Annotated in this window: 12 protein-coding genes; 10 read left to right on the forward strand and 2 right to left on the reverse strand. The window is 57.3% G+C overall.

The window, feature by feature from the left end; all coding sequences use genetic code 11:
- The first annotated feature begins 182 nt into the window (after positions 1-182).
- The 6 genes from rplJ (at position 183) to ACR0JE_RS11660 (ending at position 12136) form a co-directional block, all read left to right on the forward strand.
- On the forward strand, positions 183-701 hold the full coding sequence (rplJ, locus tag ACR0JE_RS11635) for a 50S ribosomal protein L10 (RefSeq protein ID WP_170533156.1): 519 nt from the start codon (positions 183-185) through the stop codon (positions 699-701).
- Between the two features lie 79 nt (positions 702-780).
- Positions 781-1158: a 50S ribosomal protein L7/L12 gene (gene rplL / locus ACR0JE_RS11640; RefSeq protein ID WP_353009219.1), complete on the forward strand. Its 378-nt coding sequence runs from the start codon at positions 781-783 to the stop codon at positions 1156-1158.
- A gap of 250 nt (positions 1159-1408) precedes the next feature.
- The gene (gene rpoB / locus ACR0JE_RS11645; RefSeq protein WP_480864274.1) at positions 1409-5545 is read left to right on the forward strand and encodes a DNA-directed RNA polymerase subunit beta; all 4137 of its coding nucleotides are present in this window, start codon (positions 1409-1411) and stop codon (positions 5543-5545) included.
- 50 nt (positions 5546-5595) lie between these two features.
- The gene (gene rpoC / locus ACR0JE_RS11650) at positions 5596-9837 is read left to right on the forward strand and encodes a DNA-directed RNA polymerase subunit beta' (protein WP_480864275.1); all 4242 of its coding nucleotides are present in this window, start codon (positions 5596-5598) and stop codon (positions 9835-9837) included.
- A gap of 290 nt (positions 9838-10127) precedes the next feature.
- Positions 10128-11048 carry a hypothetical protein gene (locus ACR0JE_RS11655; protein ID WP_480864276.1) on the forward strand — a complete coding sequence of 307 codons (921 nt, stop codon included), beginning with the start codon at positions 10128-10130 and terminating at the stop codon, positions 11046-11048.
- A gap of 218 nt (positions 11049-11266) precedes the next feature.
- Complete coding sequence (locus tag ACR0JE_RS11660) at positions 11267-12136, forward strand: DMT family transporter (RefSeq protein ID WP_480864277.1); 870 nt, start codon at positions 11267-11269, stop codon at positions 12134-12136.
- Here ACR0JE_RS11660 and ACR0JE_RS11665 read toward each other — a convergent pair.
- Both ACR0JE_RS11665 and ACR0JE_RS11670 read right to left on the reverse strand, forming a co-directional pair.
- Positions 12121-12927, reverse strand: a complete 807-nt coding sequence (locus ACR0JE_RS11665; RefSeq protein ID WP_480864279.1) for a putative rhamnosyl transferase — start codon at positions 12925-12927, stop codon at positions 12121-12123. The genes ACR0JE_RS11660 and ACR0JE_RS11665 overlap by 16 nt on opposite strands.
- Positions 12928-12941: 14 nt before the next feature.
- Complete coding sequence (locus tag ACR0JE_RS11670; RefSeq protein WP_480864278.1) at positions 12942-13757, reverse strand: putative rhamnosyl transferase; 816 nt, start codon at positions 13755-13757, stop codon at positions 12942-12944.
- A 370-nt stretch (positions 13758-14127) separates the two neighbouring features.
- Between ACR0JE_RS11670 and rpsL the strand changes: the two genes are divergently transcribed.
- The 4 genes from rpsL to ACR0JE_RS11690 all read left to right on the forward strand — a co-directional run.
- Positions 14128-14499, forward strand: a complete 372-nt coding sequence (gene rpsL / locus ACR0JE_RS11675; protein WP_005621086.1) for a 30S ribosomal protein S12 — start codon at positions 14128-14130, stop codon at positions 14497-14499.
- Between the two features lie 15 nt (positions 14500-14514).
- Positions 14515-14985: a 30S ribosomal protein S7 gene (rpsG, locus tag ACR0JE_RS11680; RefSeq protein ID WP_039529242.1), complete on the forward strand. Its 471-nt coding sequence runs from the start codon at positions 14515-14517 to the stop codon at positions 14983-14985.
- A gap of 18 nt (positions 14986-15003) precedes the next feature.
- Positions 15004-17121 carry an elongation factor G gene (gene fusA / locus ACR0JE_RS11685; RefSeq protein WP_480545418.1) on the forward strand — a complete coding sequence of 706 codons (2118 nt, stop codon included), beginning with the start codon at positions 15004-15006 and terminating at the stop codon, positions 17119-17121.
- Between the two features lie 60 nt (positions 17122-17181).
- A partial coding sequence (locus tag ACR0JE_RS11690; RefSeq protein ID WP_215675807.1) for a GTP-binding protein occupies positions 17182-17272 on the forward strand: 91 nt, incomplete at its 3' end.

The following is a 17272-nucleotide window of genomic DNA, read 5'->3' on the forward strand; positions in this document are numbered from 1 at the left end:
CGGTGGGTGGTGTCATCTGACCCCTTAATTTCCTGCCTGAGACGGGTAAGACCAAAGAATTCTGAGGGTCCCACCCTCGGGCGCATTTTGGCCAATCCCGTAACAACGGACCTGAACGCCGGGGGCTTGCCCGCGGCAAATATGAGCCGGGGTGAGGCATCGCCCCTAACTTGGAGAGAACTGTGGATAGAGCCCAGAAAGAGAAAGTGGTCGAGGAACTCGGCCAAATCTTCGAAAGCTCTGGCGTCGTAGTGGTTGCCCATTACGCCGGTCTGACAGTTGCCGAGATGCAGGACCTTCGCGCACGTGCTCGTGACGCGGGTGGTTCCGTGCGTGTTGCCAAGAACAGGCTCGCCAAAATCGCCCTTGAGGGTAAGCCGTGTGAAAACATGGCCGACCTGCTGACAGGGATGACCGTTCTGACCTATTCCGAGGACCCTGTGGCAGCTGCCAAAGTGGCCGAGGACTACGCCAAAGAGAACCAAAAGTTCGAAATTCTTGGCGGTGCAATGGGTGAGAACGCTCTGGACCGGGCTGGTGTTACAGCCGTGTCGAAAATGCCGTCGCGTGAAGAGCTTATTGCTACGATCGCTGGTATGCTTGGCGCGCCTGCTTCGAACATCGCCGGTGCAATTGGCGCACCTGCAAGCAACATCGCAAGCATCCTTTCCACCATCGAAGAGAAGGCGGAAGCTGCGTAAGCGGTTGGCACTGAATGATCTGCGTAGGGAAAACTCCCTGACGTTGGAACACACACTGTAAACGGAAAGAGCTGATACAATGGCTGATCTGAAAGCACTCGCAGAAAGCATCGTGGGTCTGACCCTGCTGGAAGCACAAGAACTGAAAACCATCCTCAAAGACGAGTACGGCATCGAGCCCGCAGCTGGCGGCGCCGTCATGGTCGCAGGCGCAGCTGGCGATGCCGGCGGTGCAGCTGAGGAAGAAAAAACCGAATTCGACGTCGTTCTGAAGAACGCCGGCGCTTCGAAAATCAACGTGATCAAAGAAGTTCGCGGCATCACCGGTCTGGGCCTGAAAGAAGCCAAAGAGCTGGTCGAAGCTGGCGGCAAGATCAAAGAAGGCGTGGACAAAGCCGAAGCCGAAGAGATCAAGGGCAAGCTGGAAGCAGCTGGCGCCGAGGTCGAACTGGCCTAAGTCAGTCCGTTGGCACATCGCTGATGTGCCTGGAAATTTGGCTGGGTCCGGAGAAATCCGGGTCCAGCCGAACCTGTCTTAGAAAGGGCCTCAGGATATGGGGCGTTTTCTAAGACACGGTTTTCGGATCGGGAGGCCGCCTTCGGGACGGTGGCCACGAATTGATGCGGACGTGTTGTCTCGATTGTGCAAGATGCCGGGGCCCGACGGTGTCTTTGCCCGCTGAGAACATCGAAAGGTGACATCTGACATGGCTCAAACGTTCCTTGGCCAGAAACGTCTTCGTAAATATTACGGCAAAATCCGCGAAGTTTTGGAAATGCCGAACCTCATTGAGGTGCAGAAATCTTCTTATGATCTTTTCCTGCGCTCCGGCGATGCTGAACAGCCCACAGACGGCGAAGGCATCAAGGGCGTGTTCCAGTCGGTTTTCCCGATCAAGGATTTCAACGAAACCTCCGTTCTGGAGTTCGTGAAGTATGATCTGGAAAAACCCAAATATGACGTCGAAGAGTGCATGCAGCGTGACATGACCTACAGCGCGCCGCTGAAGGTCACACTGCGTCTGATCGTTTTCGATGTCGACGAGGACACTGGCGCGAAATCGGTCAAAGACATCAAGGAACAGGACGTGTTCATGGGCGATATGCCCCTGATGACGCCGAACGGAACGTTCATCGTGAACGGCACCGAGCGTGTGATCGTGTCCCAGATGCACCGCTCCCCCGGTGTGTTCTTTGACCACGACAAGGGCAAGACCCATTCCTCGGGCAAGCTGTTGTTTGCCTGCCGCATCATCCCGTATCGCGGCAGCTGGCTGGACTTTGAGTTCGACGCCAAAGACATCGTGTTCGCCCGTATCGACCGTCGCCGCAAACTGCCTGTGACAACCCTGCTCTATGCGCTGGGTCTGGATCAGGAAGCGATCATGGATGCTTACTACAACACCGTGTCCTACAAGCTGGACAAGAAGAAAGGCTGGGTCACGCCATTCTTCCCCGAGCGCGTACGCGGTACCCGCCCAACCTATGATCTGGTCGACGCGAAATCCGGTGAAGTGATTGCCGAAGCAGGCAAGAAAGTCACCCCGCGCGCGGTCAAGAAACTGATCGACGAAGGCAGCGTCACCAACCTGTTGGTGCCCTTCGACAACATCGTCGGCAAGTATGTCGCCAAGGACATCATCAACGAAGAAACCGGTGCGATCTATGTCGAAGCCGGTGATGAGCTGACGCTGGAATATGACAAAGACGGCGATCTGATCGGCGGCACCGCGAAAGAGCTTATCGACGCGGGCGTCACTGACATTCCGGTTCTGGACATCGACAACGTCAATGTTGGCCCCTACATGCGCAACACCATGGCTCAGGACAAGAACATGAGCCGCGAAACCGCGCTCATGGACATCTACCGCGTCATGCGTCCGGGTGAGCCGCCCACCGTCGAAGCTGCGTCGGCTCTGTTCGACACCCTGTTCTTCGACAGCGAGCGGTATGACCTGTCCGCCGTTGGACGCGTGAAAATGAACATGCGTCTGGCTCTGGACGCGCCGGATACCCTGCGCACCCTGCGCCGCGAGGATATCGTGGCCTGCATCAAAGCGCTGGTTGAACTGCGTGACGGCAAAGGCGACGTGGACGATATCGACCACCTCGGCAACCGTCGTGTGCGTTCGGTCGGCGAACTGATGGAAAACCAGTACCGTGTTGGCCTGCTGCGCATGGAGCGCGCGATCAAAGAGCGTATGTCGTCGGTCGAGATCGACACCGTGATGCCTCAGGATCTGATCAACGCGAAACCGGCTGCAGCTGCTGTTCGCGAATTCTTCGGCTCGTCGCAGCTGTCGCAGTTCATGGACCAGACCAACCCGCTGTCGGAAGTCACCCACAAACGCCGCCTCTCGGCGCTTGGCCCCGGTGGTCTGACGCGCGAACGTGCAGGCTTTGAGGTACGCGACGTGCACCCGACCCACTATGGCCGGATGTGCCCGATTGAAACGCCGGAAGGTCCGAACATCGGTCTGATCAACTCGCTGGCCACCTTTGCCCGCGTGAACAAGTATGGCTTCATCGAAACACCGTACCGCGTTGTCAAAGACGCCGAGGTGACTGATGAGGTTCACTACATGTCCGCGACCGAGGAAATGCGTCACACCGTGGCGCAGGCGAATGCAACGCTGGATGCGGATGGCAAGTTCATCAACGATCTGGTGTCGACCCGTCAGGCTGGTGACTACACGCTTGCCCCGCGCGAGAATGTCGACCTGATCGACGTGTCGCCGAAACAGCTGGTTTCGGTCGCTGCATCGCTGATACCGTTCCTTGAAAACGACGACGCCAACCGCGCTCTGATGGGCTCGAACATGCAACGTCAGGCGGTTCCGCTGCTGCGGGCCGAGGCACCGCTGGTCGGTACCGGTATCGAGGAAAAGGTTGCGATCGACTCGGGTGCTGCGATCCAGGCGAAACGCGCCGGTATCATCGACCAGGTCGATGCCCAGCGTATCGTTATCCGCGCCACCGAGGATCTGGAACTGGGCGACGCTGGCGTTGACATCTATCGTCTGCGCAAGTTCCAGCGTTCGAACCAGAACACCTGCATCAACCAGCGTCCGCTGATCAAGGTGGGTGACACCGTCCAGAAGGGCGAGGTCATTGCCGACGGTCCGTCGACTGATATGGGTGAACTGGCCCTTGGTAAGAACGTGGTCGTCGCGTTCATGCCGTGGAACGGTTACAACTACGAAGACTCGATCCTGATCTCGGAACGTATCGCGCGTGATGACGTCTTTACCTCGGTCCATATCGAGGAGTTTGAAGTCGCCGCCCGTGACACCAAGCTGGGTCCGGAAGAGATCACCCGCGACATTCCGAACGTCGGTGAAGAAGCGCTGCGTAACCTCGACGAGGCGGGCATCGTTTACATCGGTGCGGATGTTGAGCCGGGCGATATTCTGGTCGGCAAGATTACTCCGAAGGGCGAAAGCCCGATGACCCCGGAAGAAAAGCTGCTGCGCGCCATCTTTGGTGAAAAAGCATCTGACGTGCGCGACACCTCGCTGCGCGTGAAGCCGGGCGATTACGGTACGGTCGTTGAGGTCCGCGTCTTCAACCGTCACGGCGTCGAGAAAGACGAACGTGCGCTGCAGATCGAGCGTGAGGAAGTTGAACGTCTGGCCCGTGACCGGGACGACGAGCTGGCAATCCTTGACCGCAACATCTATGCGCGTCTACAGGGCCTGATCCTGGGTAAAACCGCTGTGAAAGGCCCGAAAGGCGTCAAGGCAGGGTCGGTGATCACCGAGGAACTGCTGGAAACCCTGACCCGTGGTCAGTGGTGGCAGCTGGCGCTGGAAGGCGAGCAGGATGCACAGATCGTCGAAGCTCTGAACGAGCAGTACGAAGTGCAAAAGCGTGCTCTGGACGCCCGTTTTGAAGACAAGGTCGAAAAGGTCCGCCGTGGCGACGACCTGCCGCCGGGTGTGATGAAGATGGTCAAAGTCTTCATCGCCGTGAAGCGCAAGCTGCAGCCGGGCGACAAGATGGCCGGTCGTCACGGGAACAAAGGTGTGATCTCCAAGGTTGTTCCGATGGAAGACATGCCGTTCCTGGCCGATGGTACTCCGGTCGACTTCTGTCTGAACCCGCTGGGTGTGCCTTCGCGTATGAACGTTGGTCAGATCCTTGAAACCCATATGGGTTGGGCCGCGCGCGGTCTGGGTCTGAACATCGATGACGCTCTGGGTGAATACCGCCGCTCTGGCGACCTGACCCCGGTGCGCGAAGCGATGAAGCTGGCCTATGGCGAGGATGTCTACGAAGAAGGCATCACCGGTCTGGACGAGGATGGCCTGATCGAGGCTGCGGGCAATGTGACCCGCGGTGTTCCGATCGCAACCCCGGTCTTCGACGGCGCCAAAGAGGCGGACGTCAACGACGCGCTGGTACGTGCGGGCTTCTCGGAAAGCGGTCAGTCGGTTCTGTTCGACGGGCGTACCGGTGAGCAATTCGCGCGTCCGGTGACCGTGGGCATCAAGTACCTGCTGAAACTTCACCACCTTGTGGACGACAAGATCCACGCGCGTTCGACCGGGCCGTACAGCCTGGTGACCCAGCAGCCGCTGGGTGGTAAGGCGCAGTTCGGTGGTCAGCGCTTTGGTGAGATGGAGGTCTGGGCTCTGGAAGCTTACGGCGCCGCCTACACCCTGCAGGAGATGCTGACCGTGAAATCGGATGACGTCGCCGGCCGGACCAAGGTCTATGAATCGATCGTCAAGGGCGAGGATAACTTTGAAGCGGGCGTACCGGAATCGTTCAACGTTCTGGTTAAAGAAGTCCGTGGCCTCGGCCTGAATATGGAACTCCTGGATGCGGAGGTTGAGGAGTAAGGGCGCTGCCCTTTCTCCCGTCCCCCCTTCCGCAAGATTTGAGGTAACAAATGAACCAGGAAATCACCAACAACCCGTTCAACCCGCTGACGCCCCCGAAGGTTTTTGACGAGATCAAGGTCTCGTTGGCGTCGCCCGAGCGGATCCTGTCTTGGTCCTATGGCGAGATCAAGAAACCCGAAACCATCAACTACCGGACGTTCAAGCCTGAACGTGACGGTCTGTTCTGCGCTCGTATCTTTGGCCCGATCAAAGATTACGAATGTCTGTGCGGCAAATATAAGCGGATGAAGTATCGCGGCGTTGTCTGCGAGAAATGCGGTGTGGAAGTCACTCTGCAGAAAGTTCGCCGTGAGCGTATGGGCCACATCGAATTGGCCGCGCCCGTTGCGCATATCTGGTTCCTGAAATCGCTGCCGTCCCGCATCGGTCTGATGCTGGACATGACGCTGCGCGATCTGGAACGCGTTCTGTACTTTGAAAACTATGTCGTCATCGAGCCCGGTCTGACTGACCTGACCTATGGCCAGATGCTGACAGAAGAAGAGTACATGGACGCTCAGGATGCCTATGGCATGGACGCGTTCACCGCGAATATCGGTGCCGAAGCCATCCGTGAGATGCTTGCCCAGATCGATCTGGAAGCCGAAGCCGAGCAGCTGCGCGCTGATCTGGCCGAAGCAACCGGCGAGCTGAAGCCCAAGAAGATCATCAAGCGTCTGAAGGTTGTTGAATCCTTCCTCGAGTCGGGCAACCGGCCCGAATGGATGGTGATGACCGTAATCCCGGTCATCCCGCCGGAACTGCGTCCGCTGGTTCCGCTGGATGGTGGCCGTTTCGCGACCTCGGATCTGAACGATCTGTATCGCCGCGTCATCAACCGGAACAACCGTCTGAAGCGTCTGATCGAGCTGCGCGCGCCTGACATCATCGTCCGCAACGAAAAGCGGATGCTGCAGGAATCCGTGGATGCTCTGTTCGACAACGGCCGTCGTGGCCGCGTGATCACCGGCGCTAACAAGCGCCCGCTTAAATCGCTGTCGGACATGCTGAAAGGGAAACAGGGTCGCTTCCGTCAGAACCTTCTGGGTAAGCGCGTCGACTTCTCGGGCCGTTCGGTCATTGTGACTGGTCCGGAACTCAAGCTGCACCAGTGTGGCTTGCCCAAGAAGATGGCGCTGGAGCTGTTCAAGCCGTTCATCTATTCGCGCCTTGAAGCCAAGGGTCTGTCTTCGACCGTGAAACAGGCGAAGAAACTGGTCGAGAAAGAGCGTCCCGAAGTGTGGGATATCCTCGACGAGGTGATCCGCGAACATCCTGTCATGCTGAACCGTGCGCCGACGCTGCACCGTCTTGGCATTCAGGCGTTCGAGCCGGTCCTGATCGAAGGTAAAGCCATCCAGCTGCACCCGCTGGTCTGTTCGGCCTTTAACGCCGACTTCGACGGGGACCAGATGGCGGTTCACGTTCCGCTGAGCCTTGAGGCCCAGCTGGAAGCCCGTGTTCTGATGATGTCGACGAACAACGTTCTGTCGCCTGCAAACGGCGCGCCGATTATCGTTCCGTCGCAGGATATGATCCTGGGTCTCTACTATGTGACCCTGGAACGCGAAGGTATGCCGGGCGAAGGCAAGGTGTTCGGGTCGATCGACGAAGTTCAGCACGCGCTGGATTCCGGCGAAGTGCATCTGCACTCGAAAATCACCGCGCGGATCACGCAGATCGACGACGAAGGCAACGAAGTTCAGAAGCGTTATGAAACCACTCCGGGCCGTCTGCGTCTGGGTGCGTTGCTGCCACTGAACAACAAAGCACCGTTCGATCTGGTCAACCGCCTGCTGCGGAAGAAAGAAGTGCAGCAGGTGATCGACACCGTCTACCGCTACTGCGGTCAGAAAGAATCGGTCATTTTCTGTGACCAGATCATGTCGATGGGCTTCAAAGAAGCGTTCAAGGCGGGCATTTCGTTCGGCAAGGACGACATGGTCATTCCGGACGACAAGTGGGGCATCGTTGATGACACCCGCGGTCAGGTGAAGGACTTTGAACAGCAGTACATGGACGGCCTGATCACTCAGGGCGAAAAGTACAATAAAGTTGTTGATGCCTGGTCGAAGTGTAACGACCGCGTCACTGATGCGATGATGAGCACGATCTCGTCGTCGGATCGGGCAGAGGACGGGTCTGAGCAGGAACCGAACTCGGTCTACATGATGGCCCACTCCGGCGCGCGTGGCTCGGTCACTCAGATGAAACAGCTGGGCGGTATGCGCGGCCTGATGGCCAAGCCGAACGGTGACATCATTGAGACGCCGATCATCTCGAACTTTAAAGAGGGTCTGACCGTTCTCGAGTACTTCAACTCGACCCACGGTGCCCGTAAGGGTCTGTCGGATACCGCTCTGAAGACGGCGAACTCGGGTTACCTGACCCGTCGTCTGGTGGACGTGGCACAAGACTGTATCGTTCGTGAGATCGACTGTGGCACCGAGCGTGCGATCACTGCCGAAGCGGCCGTGAACGACGGTGAGGTTGTCGCCTCGCTGGCTGAGCGGGTGCTGGGTCGTGTCGCGGCTGATGATGTTCTGCGTCCGGGCACCGATGAGGTGATCGTGGCTGCAGGTCAGCTGATCGACGAACGTATGGCGGACACCATCGACGAAGCCGGTGTTGCGTCGATGCGCATCCGCTCGCCTCTGACCTGTGAGTCCGAGGAAGGCGTCTGTGCAACCTGCTACGGTCGTGACCTAGCCCGCGGTACCATGGTGAACACAGGTGAAGCTGTCGGCATCATCGCCGCGCAGTCGATCGGTGAACCCGGTACACAGCTGACCATGCGGACCTTCCACATTGGTGGTGTTGCGCAAGGTGGTCAGCAGTCGTTCCAGGAAGCCAGCCAGGACGGTGTCGTTTCCTTCGAGAACCCGCAGATTCTGGTCAATGCCGCAGGCGAAAGCCTGGTCATGGGCCGAAACATGAAGCTGGTGATCAAGGACGAACACGGCGAAGAGCGTGCCAACCACAAGCTGGGCTACGGCTCGAAGCTGTTCGTCAAGGACGGCACCAAGGTTGCCCGTGGCGACAAGCTGTTCGAATGGGATCCCTACACTCTGCCGATCATCGCCGAGAAAGCCGGTACCGCGAAATATGTCGACCTTGTTTCGGGCCTTGCTGTCCGTGACGAGACCGACGACGCAACTGGTATGACCCAGAAGATCGTGATCGACTGGCGCGCGGCCCCCAAAGGCAGCGACCTCAAGCCCGAGATCATTCTGGTCGGTGAAGATGGCGAGCCAGTCCGCAACGATGCGGGCAACCCGGTTCACTATCCGATGTCGGTGGATGCGATCCTGTCGGTTGAAGACGGTCAAACCGTCGAAGCCGGTGACGTTGTCGCGCGTATCCCGCGTGAAGGTGCCAAGACCAAGGACATCACCGGTGGTCTGCCGCGTGTGGCCGAACTGTTCGAAGCGCGTCGTCCGAAAGATCACGCGATCATCGCAGAAGCCGATGGTTACGTGCGCTTTGGCCGCGACTACAAGAACAAGCGCCGCATCAGCATCGAACCGGCGGACGAGTCCATGGAGACCATCGAGTACATGGTGCCCAAGGGCAAGCACATCCCGGTCGCCGAAGGGGACTTCATCCAGAAGGGTGAATACCTGATGGACGGCAACCCGGCTCCGCATGACATCCTGTCCATCATGGGTGTCGAAGCGCTGGCGGATTACATGATTGACGAGGTGCAGGACGTCTATCGTTTGCAGGGCGTGAAGATCAACGACAAGCACATCGAGGTCATCGTGCGCCAGATGCTGCAGAAGTGGGAGATCCTGGATTCAGGCGACACCACCCTGCTGAAAGGCGAGCATGTGGACAAGCAGGAGTTCGACGCGGCCAACGAGAAGACCATCGCCCGCGGTGGTCGTCCGGCACAGGGCGAGCCGATCCTTCTGGGGATCACCAAAGCCTCGCTGCAAACGCGTTCGTTCATCTCGGCGGCGTCGTTCCAGGAAACCACCCGCGTGCTGACCGAAGCGTCCGTGCAGGGCAAGAAGGACAAGCTGGTTGGCCTGAAAGAGAACGTCATCGTCGGTCGTCTGATCCCCGCCGGTACAGGTGGGGCAACTCAGGCCGTGCGTCAGGTGGCGCAATCGCGCGACAACGTCGTGATCGAAGCCCGCCGGGAAGAGGCCGAAGCCGCCGCTGCCCTGGCAGCTCCGACCTTCGACGACGACATGGTGGGCGACGAGTTGGACGTTCTGGTGGAAACCCCGGAAAGCCGCGAGTAAGGCTTGCAGTTTACGAATAGGAGGGGCCCCGCGATTTCGTGGGGCCTTTTTATTTTGAGCAACAGGAGTCGAGCATGCTGCGCGAGCTAGATCAATTGCTTCAAACCATAGTGTCAGTTGTATTAATTAAATTCTTCGCGGCAAACTCTGCATGCACTCAACGTTTAGTTACGCTGTTGCTACTTTTGGCGTTGTTGCGGCTACCAAGGATTGATCGAGGTATCGCAGATCAAGGAGTTTAGAGTACAAACACCTGCCGCTTGCTGAACAACGGCTTGAAGGGGTTTCAGATGGGTTTGCTTCGCAATGCCAGAAGAGCTTTGGCGCTTCCGCTCGTTTGGTTTTTTATCGTTGCAGCACCGAGTTTGGCAGAAGAAACAAAACCTAATGAAAACACGCGGCCCAATTCAGAACGGCTTCGAAGCTTGGAATCCAGATTGCCCGCGGTGGATGGAATCAATGGCAAGTTAGCCGCGTCTGCATCAGCGGGAGACGTAGAAAGCTACTCTATAAATGGCTCGGTGAGCTTTCCCCTAGGCCAATCCTTCGGACTACAGCTTGACGGTGTGGTATCAGAATCTGACGGTGGAGCATCCGGTGGTATTTTGACATATGGGCTTGGTGCACATGCTTTCTGGCGAGATCCGTCCCGAGGGTTGTTCGGCTTTTATGGTCATACTCAGCAATCGGACACTGCAGGTGGCATCACGAACTATACCGCCGCTGCTGAAACCGAAATCTATTGGGATCGTGTTACGCTCTCCAACCTTTCTGGATTGAATGGGTTCGAAAACTATGGTTCAGACTTCTTTAGTTTAACCAACTTTGCCTATTATCCGACGGACAACCTTCAGTTGGGTATCGGGCACGGGTACTCCAATGGGAGACATTCTCTTTTGCTTGGCAGCGAATGGGATATTGGACCGGGACGGAACAGAACTACGTCGCTTTTTGCGAACGCCGTTCTGCCCGAAGGTCAAGATGCTGTGGTCAACTTCGGGCTGCAAGTCTACTTTGGTCAAAAGAACAAGTCATTGATCCGGAGGCACCGTGAGGATGATCCCAGCGAGTACCTCCTAGGCGCAGTGTTCCTTATCGCGTTAGGTTATGGTGCTATCGTAGTGGGCACCGTTGAAGGGATCTATGACGTTCTGTGTTTGGATGGTAGGATCGGCCCAGTTGAATGCTATGAAATCTACAGTGGTAACTAATAACTGAGCTTTTGGATGTGCGTCGTGCGAAGAGGCTTGAGACTATATTCTGTGCTCAGACGGTTTAAGATATAGCCAACCTTGTCGACTATGTTTGCCGTGCAGCTTAAGCATCTTTTGGAACGACTGCGTCGAGGTACACAAAGTGTAAGACCCTGTGCTTATCGGGCGCCTACATCTCCTGTGCCATCAATGTCACTTCTTTGGATAGGATAAGTTTGACCCCGAACCTGAAAGGCGCCTTGCTGATGATGGGCAGCATGATGGCCTTTACCATCAATGACACGCTGGTGAAGGTCGCATTGCGGGATCTGCCATTGTTTCAGTTGATTGCCTTACGTGGATTGTTGGCGACGGCGCTTGTCTATCTGTTGGCCCGGCATCTGGGCGCGTTTCATCTACGATTTCCACGGCATGACAGATGGTTGATTGCCCTGCGCTGTGTGGCGGAGCTGTCAGCAACCTTCTTCTTTTTGACTGCGTTGAAACATATGCCTTTGGCGAATGTGACGGCGGTTTTGCAGGTCTTGCCCCTCACGGTAACGCTTGGGGCCGCGTTGTTCTTTCACGAAGCAATCGGCTGGCGGCGCATGGTGGCGATTGCGATGGGGTTTGCCGGGATGCTGCTGATCGTTCGGCCCGGCCCCGAGGGGTTTGACCTTTACGCGATCTATGCGTTGGTTGCGGTGCTTTCGGTCACTGCGCGAGACCTAATTACGCGCCGAATGTCGGCCGAGGTGCCTTCGATGGTCGTTACGCTTGCGACGTCATTCTCGATCACGGCGACGGCCGCGATTGTATCGATCTTTGAAGGATGGGTGCCGGTCTCTGTCGCCACGGGTGGATTGGTTGTTTCGGCTTCAATTTTCGTTCTGGTTGCCTATTTGTGCAGTGTCATGGTGATGCGGGTCGGTGAGGTCGGATTCGTCGCGCCGTTTCGTTATACCGGTTTACTGTGGGCGCTTGGGTTGGGCTGGCTGGTCTTTGGGGACTGGCCGGATGCGATTACCATGATGGGTGCGATGCTTGTGGTTGGCTCGGGCCTGTTTACGCTGTTTCGGACGCGTGCGCGTCAGCCCGAGGTGTGAACGCGCCGCACGGTCTGTATGTCGATGGCAAAGCGGGTGCGAAACTCTGCTTCGTGGGCCGTGTCCAAAGGTTTCAATTCGATCTGCGCATTGCGTGTGGCAGGTGAATCGTTGAACCCGTTCAGGCTGCGCACCCACATTGGAGCGTCCGGATAGCTGACGACCGACATGATGCGACCCAGCCGGTTATGGGTATAGCTCATGATGGTGGCAGAGCTTCCACCGCGCACATACATACCCAAGCCAGCAGTGACTAGAGGCCGATGCACCATTGCGGCCTGCACGCCATCCGCACTCATGCGCGCAAGATACCCGCAATTGAAGTCGATCCCCACAGTCTCATGAGTTTGCATCAAACCGGCGCAATCCTGAGCGGCTTGGCGCAGACGCTCCACAAAATCTACCGAGACGGCATCATCGTCGTCATGGCGAAATTGCAGGCACGCTTGGTTCGGGTCGGTGCGGGCGTTGTTTAGAAGCTCTTTCATCAAACGCCGGTGTCGGGCAGGGGGCTTTTGTATGATCCGCACTTGCGACATTCCAGCGGTCAGATCACGCAGACGATCATGGGCGGGTTTGGGCAGGCAGTCCCCGATCAGGATCAGCAGTTGAAACTCTTGATCCGTTTGGTTTCGGAAACAGGGCAGGGTCGAGGCTTCGAACAAACGGAACCTCTCTTCCAGACGTGCAGGAGCATAGAGGTAGCGCCGCCGATCCTCGGTTGTCTCATGCTGGACCTGAAAACCACCAATGGCGGGATAGGAAAACCGGCACAGGCCAATGACCGGCATGGAGGTCGGGCGCGTCATGCTGCGCCATGCACCTTGCGCACGACCTCCTGATCAATGGCGTAGCGGGCGATAAACTCACCTTCCATCTCGGGGGTCAGAGGCTGCAGGTCGACCTTGTTCTTGCGGGCGTGAGGAGAGTCATTAAATTCATGCAGCGTCCGCACCCACATCGGCGCGTCCCCGTACGAGATCACGGGCATCGACCGCCCGATCTTGTTATGGGTATAGCTGATGATGGCTTTGTCGCAGCCGCCAGCAACATACATACCCAGTCCGACGCCCAATTGATTGATAAAAACACGTGCAGCCTGAATGCCATCTGCATCACAACGCGCCAGAAACCCGTGGCAAAAATCCACGGCAACGGTTGAATGACTCTCGATCAGGCCGCGACCTTCTTGAATGGCGATGCGTAGGCGTTCGACCAGATCAACGGATACGGCATCGTCATCATCATGCCGGAACTGAATGCAGGGCTGATCCGGGTCGGTGCGGGCCTCGTTCAGGACATCACGCATCACTTGGCGTGTCTTCAACCCGATGTCGGCAGGTTTTGAAACGATCCGAACCTGTTTCACATCCGCCGTCAGATCATTCAGTCGTTCGCGGGCCTGTTTCGGAAGACAGTCGCCTGTCACGACCAGAAGCTCAAAATCTTCATCCGTCTGTTCACGGAAACACGGCAGGGTTGAGGATTCGAACAGGCGGAACCGTTCTTCCAACCGGTTGGGGTTATACAGATGATGCCGCCGCTCGTCGATCGTTTCATGTTCGATCTGAAAGCTGCCCAAAGCCGGAAACGAGAAACGGCACAGTCCGATGACCTGCATTGAGAACCTGTTCTTTTCGCTCTTCCGGCTACTATGGCGTTGCTTTAGACCCGCGGCAACCGAAAGACATTTGCGCGCGAACCGGGGGCGGATCACGCTGTGAATGCCGGGCTGTTGACACTCGGGCCGACTCCCCCTATTACGCGCGACATCTCGGTAACGGGGGCCGCCCCATAACCGATTTCAGTAATGAACTGGTCAAGACCCGGACAATTTTGCAGTTCGCGTCCTCTGATAACCAACCGCGACGTTCACCTCGGAATGGGAACGCTCGCGGGTTTTGCGCTTGTGGACGCATAAGTGCAGCAAATTTAACCGCACGCAACCCGCGTGCATGTCATGTGTGTTGCAAAACGGGGAAGAAACCGGAATGCCAACTATTCAACAGCTGATCCGCAAACCGCGGCAGCCCAAAGTAAAACGCTCGAAGTCCATGCACCTGGAGCAGTGCCCGCAGAAACGCGGCGTCTGCACACGTGTATATACAACCACACCGAAGAAGCCGAACTCGGCTATGCGTAAGGTTGCCAAGGTGCGCCTGACCAACGGGTTCGAGGTCATCTCGTACATCCCCGGTGAAAGCCACAACCTGCAGGAACACTCGGTTGTTCTGATCCGTGGCGGCCGTGTAAAAGACCTTCCTGGTGTGCGTTATCACATCCTGCGCGGTGTTCTGGATACTCAGGGCGTCAAAGACCGTAAGCAACGTCGTTCGAAATACGGCGCGAAGCGTCCCAAGTAAGAAGGAGAGGCTGATATGTCACGTCGTCACGCCGCCGAAAAACGCGAAGTCCTGCCTGACGCCAAATTTGGCGACAAGGTACTGACCAAATTCATGAACAACCTGATGATCGACGGCAAGAAGTCGGTCGCAGAGCGCATCGTTTACAACGCGTTTGACCGCGTTGAGAACAAGATCAAGCGCGCTCCTGTCGAAGTGTTCCACGAAGCGCTCGACAACATCAAACCTTCGGTCGAGGTTCGCTCGCGCCGGGTTGGTGGTGCAACCTATCAGGTTCCGGTCGAAGTGCGCCCCGAGCGCCGCGAAGCACTGGCCATCCGTTGGCTGATCACTGCTGCGCGTGGCCGCAACGAAAACACCATGGAAGAACGCCTCGCCGGCGAACTGCTGGACGCTGTACAGTCCCGCGGTACCGCCGTGAAGAAGCGCGAAGACACCCACAAGATGGCCGAGGCGAACAAAGCCTTCAGCCACTACCGTTGGTAATTCAGAGGCTTATCAAAAATGGCACGCGAATATCCGCTAGAACTATACCGTAACTTCGGTATCATGGCGCACATCGACGCAGGTAAGACCACCTGCTCAGAGCGTATCCTGTATTACACTGGTAAATCCCACAACATCGGTGAGGTGCACGATGGTGCAGCCACCATGGACTGGATGGAGCAGGAGCAGGAACGCGGCATCACCATCACTTCGGCTGCGACCACCACCTTCTGGGAACGCACCGAAGACGGTCAGACCGCCGATACCCCCAAGCACCGCCTGAACATCATCGACACCCCCGGCCACGTTGACTTCACCATCGAAGTTGAGCGTTCGCTGGCGGTTCTCGACGGTGCCGTCTGCGTTCTGGACGCAAACGCCGGTGTTGAACCCCAGACCGAAACCGTGTGGCGTCAGGCTGATCGCTACAAGGTTCCGCGTATGGTTTTCGTCAACAAGATGGACAAGATCGGCGCAGACTTCTTCAACTGCGTTCGCATGATCGAAGACCGCACCGGCGCACGCGCTGTTCCGGTTGGTATTCCGATCGGCGCCGAGTCCGAGTTGGAAGGCCTGATCGACCTGGTCACCATGGAAGAGTGGCTGTGGCAGGGCGAAGATCTGGGCGCAAGCTGGATCAAAGCTCCGATCCGCGACAGCCTGAAAGACATGGCTGACGAATGGCGTGGCAAGATGATCGAAGCGGCCGTCGAAATGGACGACGACGCGATGATGGAATACCTGGAAGGCAATGAGCCCGACGTTGAGACCCTGCGCGCCCTGCTGCGCAAAGGTACCCTGGACATCGCGTTTGTTCCGGTTCTGGGTGGTTCGGCGTTCAAGAACAAAGGCGTTCAGCCGCTGCTCAACGCTGTGATCGACTATCTGCCCAGCCCGCTGGACGTTGTTGATTACATGGGCTTTAAGCCTGGCGACGAGGAAGAAGTTCGTGACATCGCACGTCGTGCCGATGACGCAATGGCGTTCTCGGGCCTGGCGTTCAAAATCATGAACGACCCCTTCGTTGGCTCGCTGACCTTCACCCGGATCTACTCGGGCACCATGAACAAGGGTGACTCGATCCTGAACTCGACCAAAGGTAAGAAAGAGCGCATCGGTCGTATGATGATGATGCACTCGAACAACCGGGAAGAGATCGAAGAAGCGTTTGCAGGCGACATCATCGCGCTGGCGGGTCTGAAAGACACCACCACCGGTGACACCCTGTGTGATGCGAAAGAGCCTGTGGTTCTGGAAACCATGACCTTCCCCGATCCGGTGATCGAGATCGCGGTGGAGCCCAAAACCAAGGGCGACCAAGAGAAAATGTCCCAGGGTCTGGCCCGTCTGGCCGCTGAAGACCCGTCCTTCCGCGTGGAAACTGATCTGGAATCGGGTCAGACCATCATGAAGGGCATGGGCGAACTTCACCTGGACATCCTGGTTGACCGTCTGAAGCGCGAGTTCAAGGTTGAAGCGAACATCGGTGCACCGCAGGTGGCCTATCGTGAAACCATCTCGATGCCGGTCGAGCACACCTACACCCACAAGAAACAGTCGGGTGGTTCGGGTCAGTTCGGTGAAGTTAAGCTGGAAATCCAACCGACCGAGCCGGGCGAAGGTTATTCGTTCGAAAGCCGCATCGTTGGTGGTGCCGTTCCGAAGGAATACATCCCCGGTGTTGAAAAAGGCATCAACTCGGTCATGGATAGCGGCCCGCTGGCTGGCTTCCCCGTGATCGACTTCAAGGTTGCCCTGCTGGACGGTAAGTTCCACGACGTTGACTCGAGCGTTCTGGCGTTCGAAATCGCGGCCCGTATGTGTATGCGTGAAGGCATGCGTAAAGCTGGCGCGAAACTGCTGGAACCGATCATGAAGGTCGAAGTGATCACCCCGGAAGAATATACCGGCGGTATCATCGGTGACCTGACCTCGCGTCGTGGCCAGGTGTCTGGTCAGGAACCGCGCGGCAACGCGATCGCGATCGACGCGTTCGTTCCGCTGGCGAACATGTTCGGCTACATCAACACTCTGCGTTCGATGTCGTCGGGCCGTGCCCAGTTCACCATGCAGTTCGACCACTACGATCCGGTTCCGCAGAACATCTCGGACGAGATTCAGGCGAAATACGCATAAGCGAAGATTTGAGGGAGCTCCGATCAGGGGCTCCCTTCATTACCGAAAAAGGAGGCCATCATGGCAAAGGAAAAGTTTGAGCGTACAAAACCGCACGTCAACATCGGCACGATTGGCCACGTTGACCACGGCAAGACGACGCTGACCGCAG

The organism is Ruegeria sp. H3, from assembly GCF_056533095.1.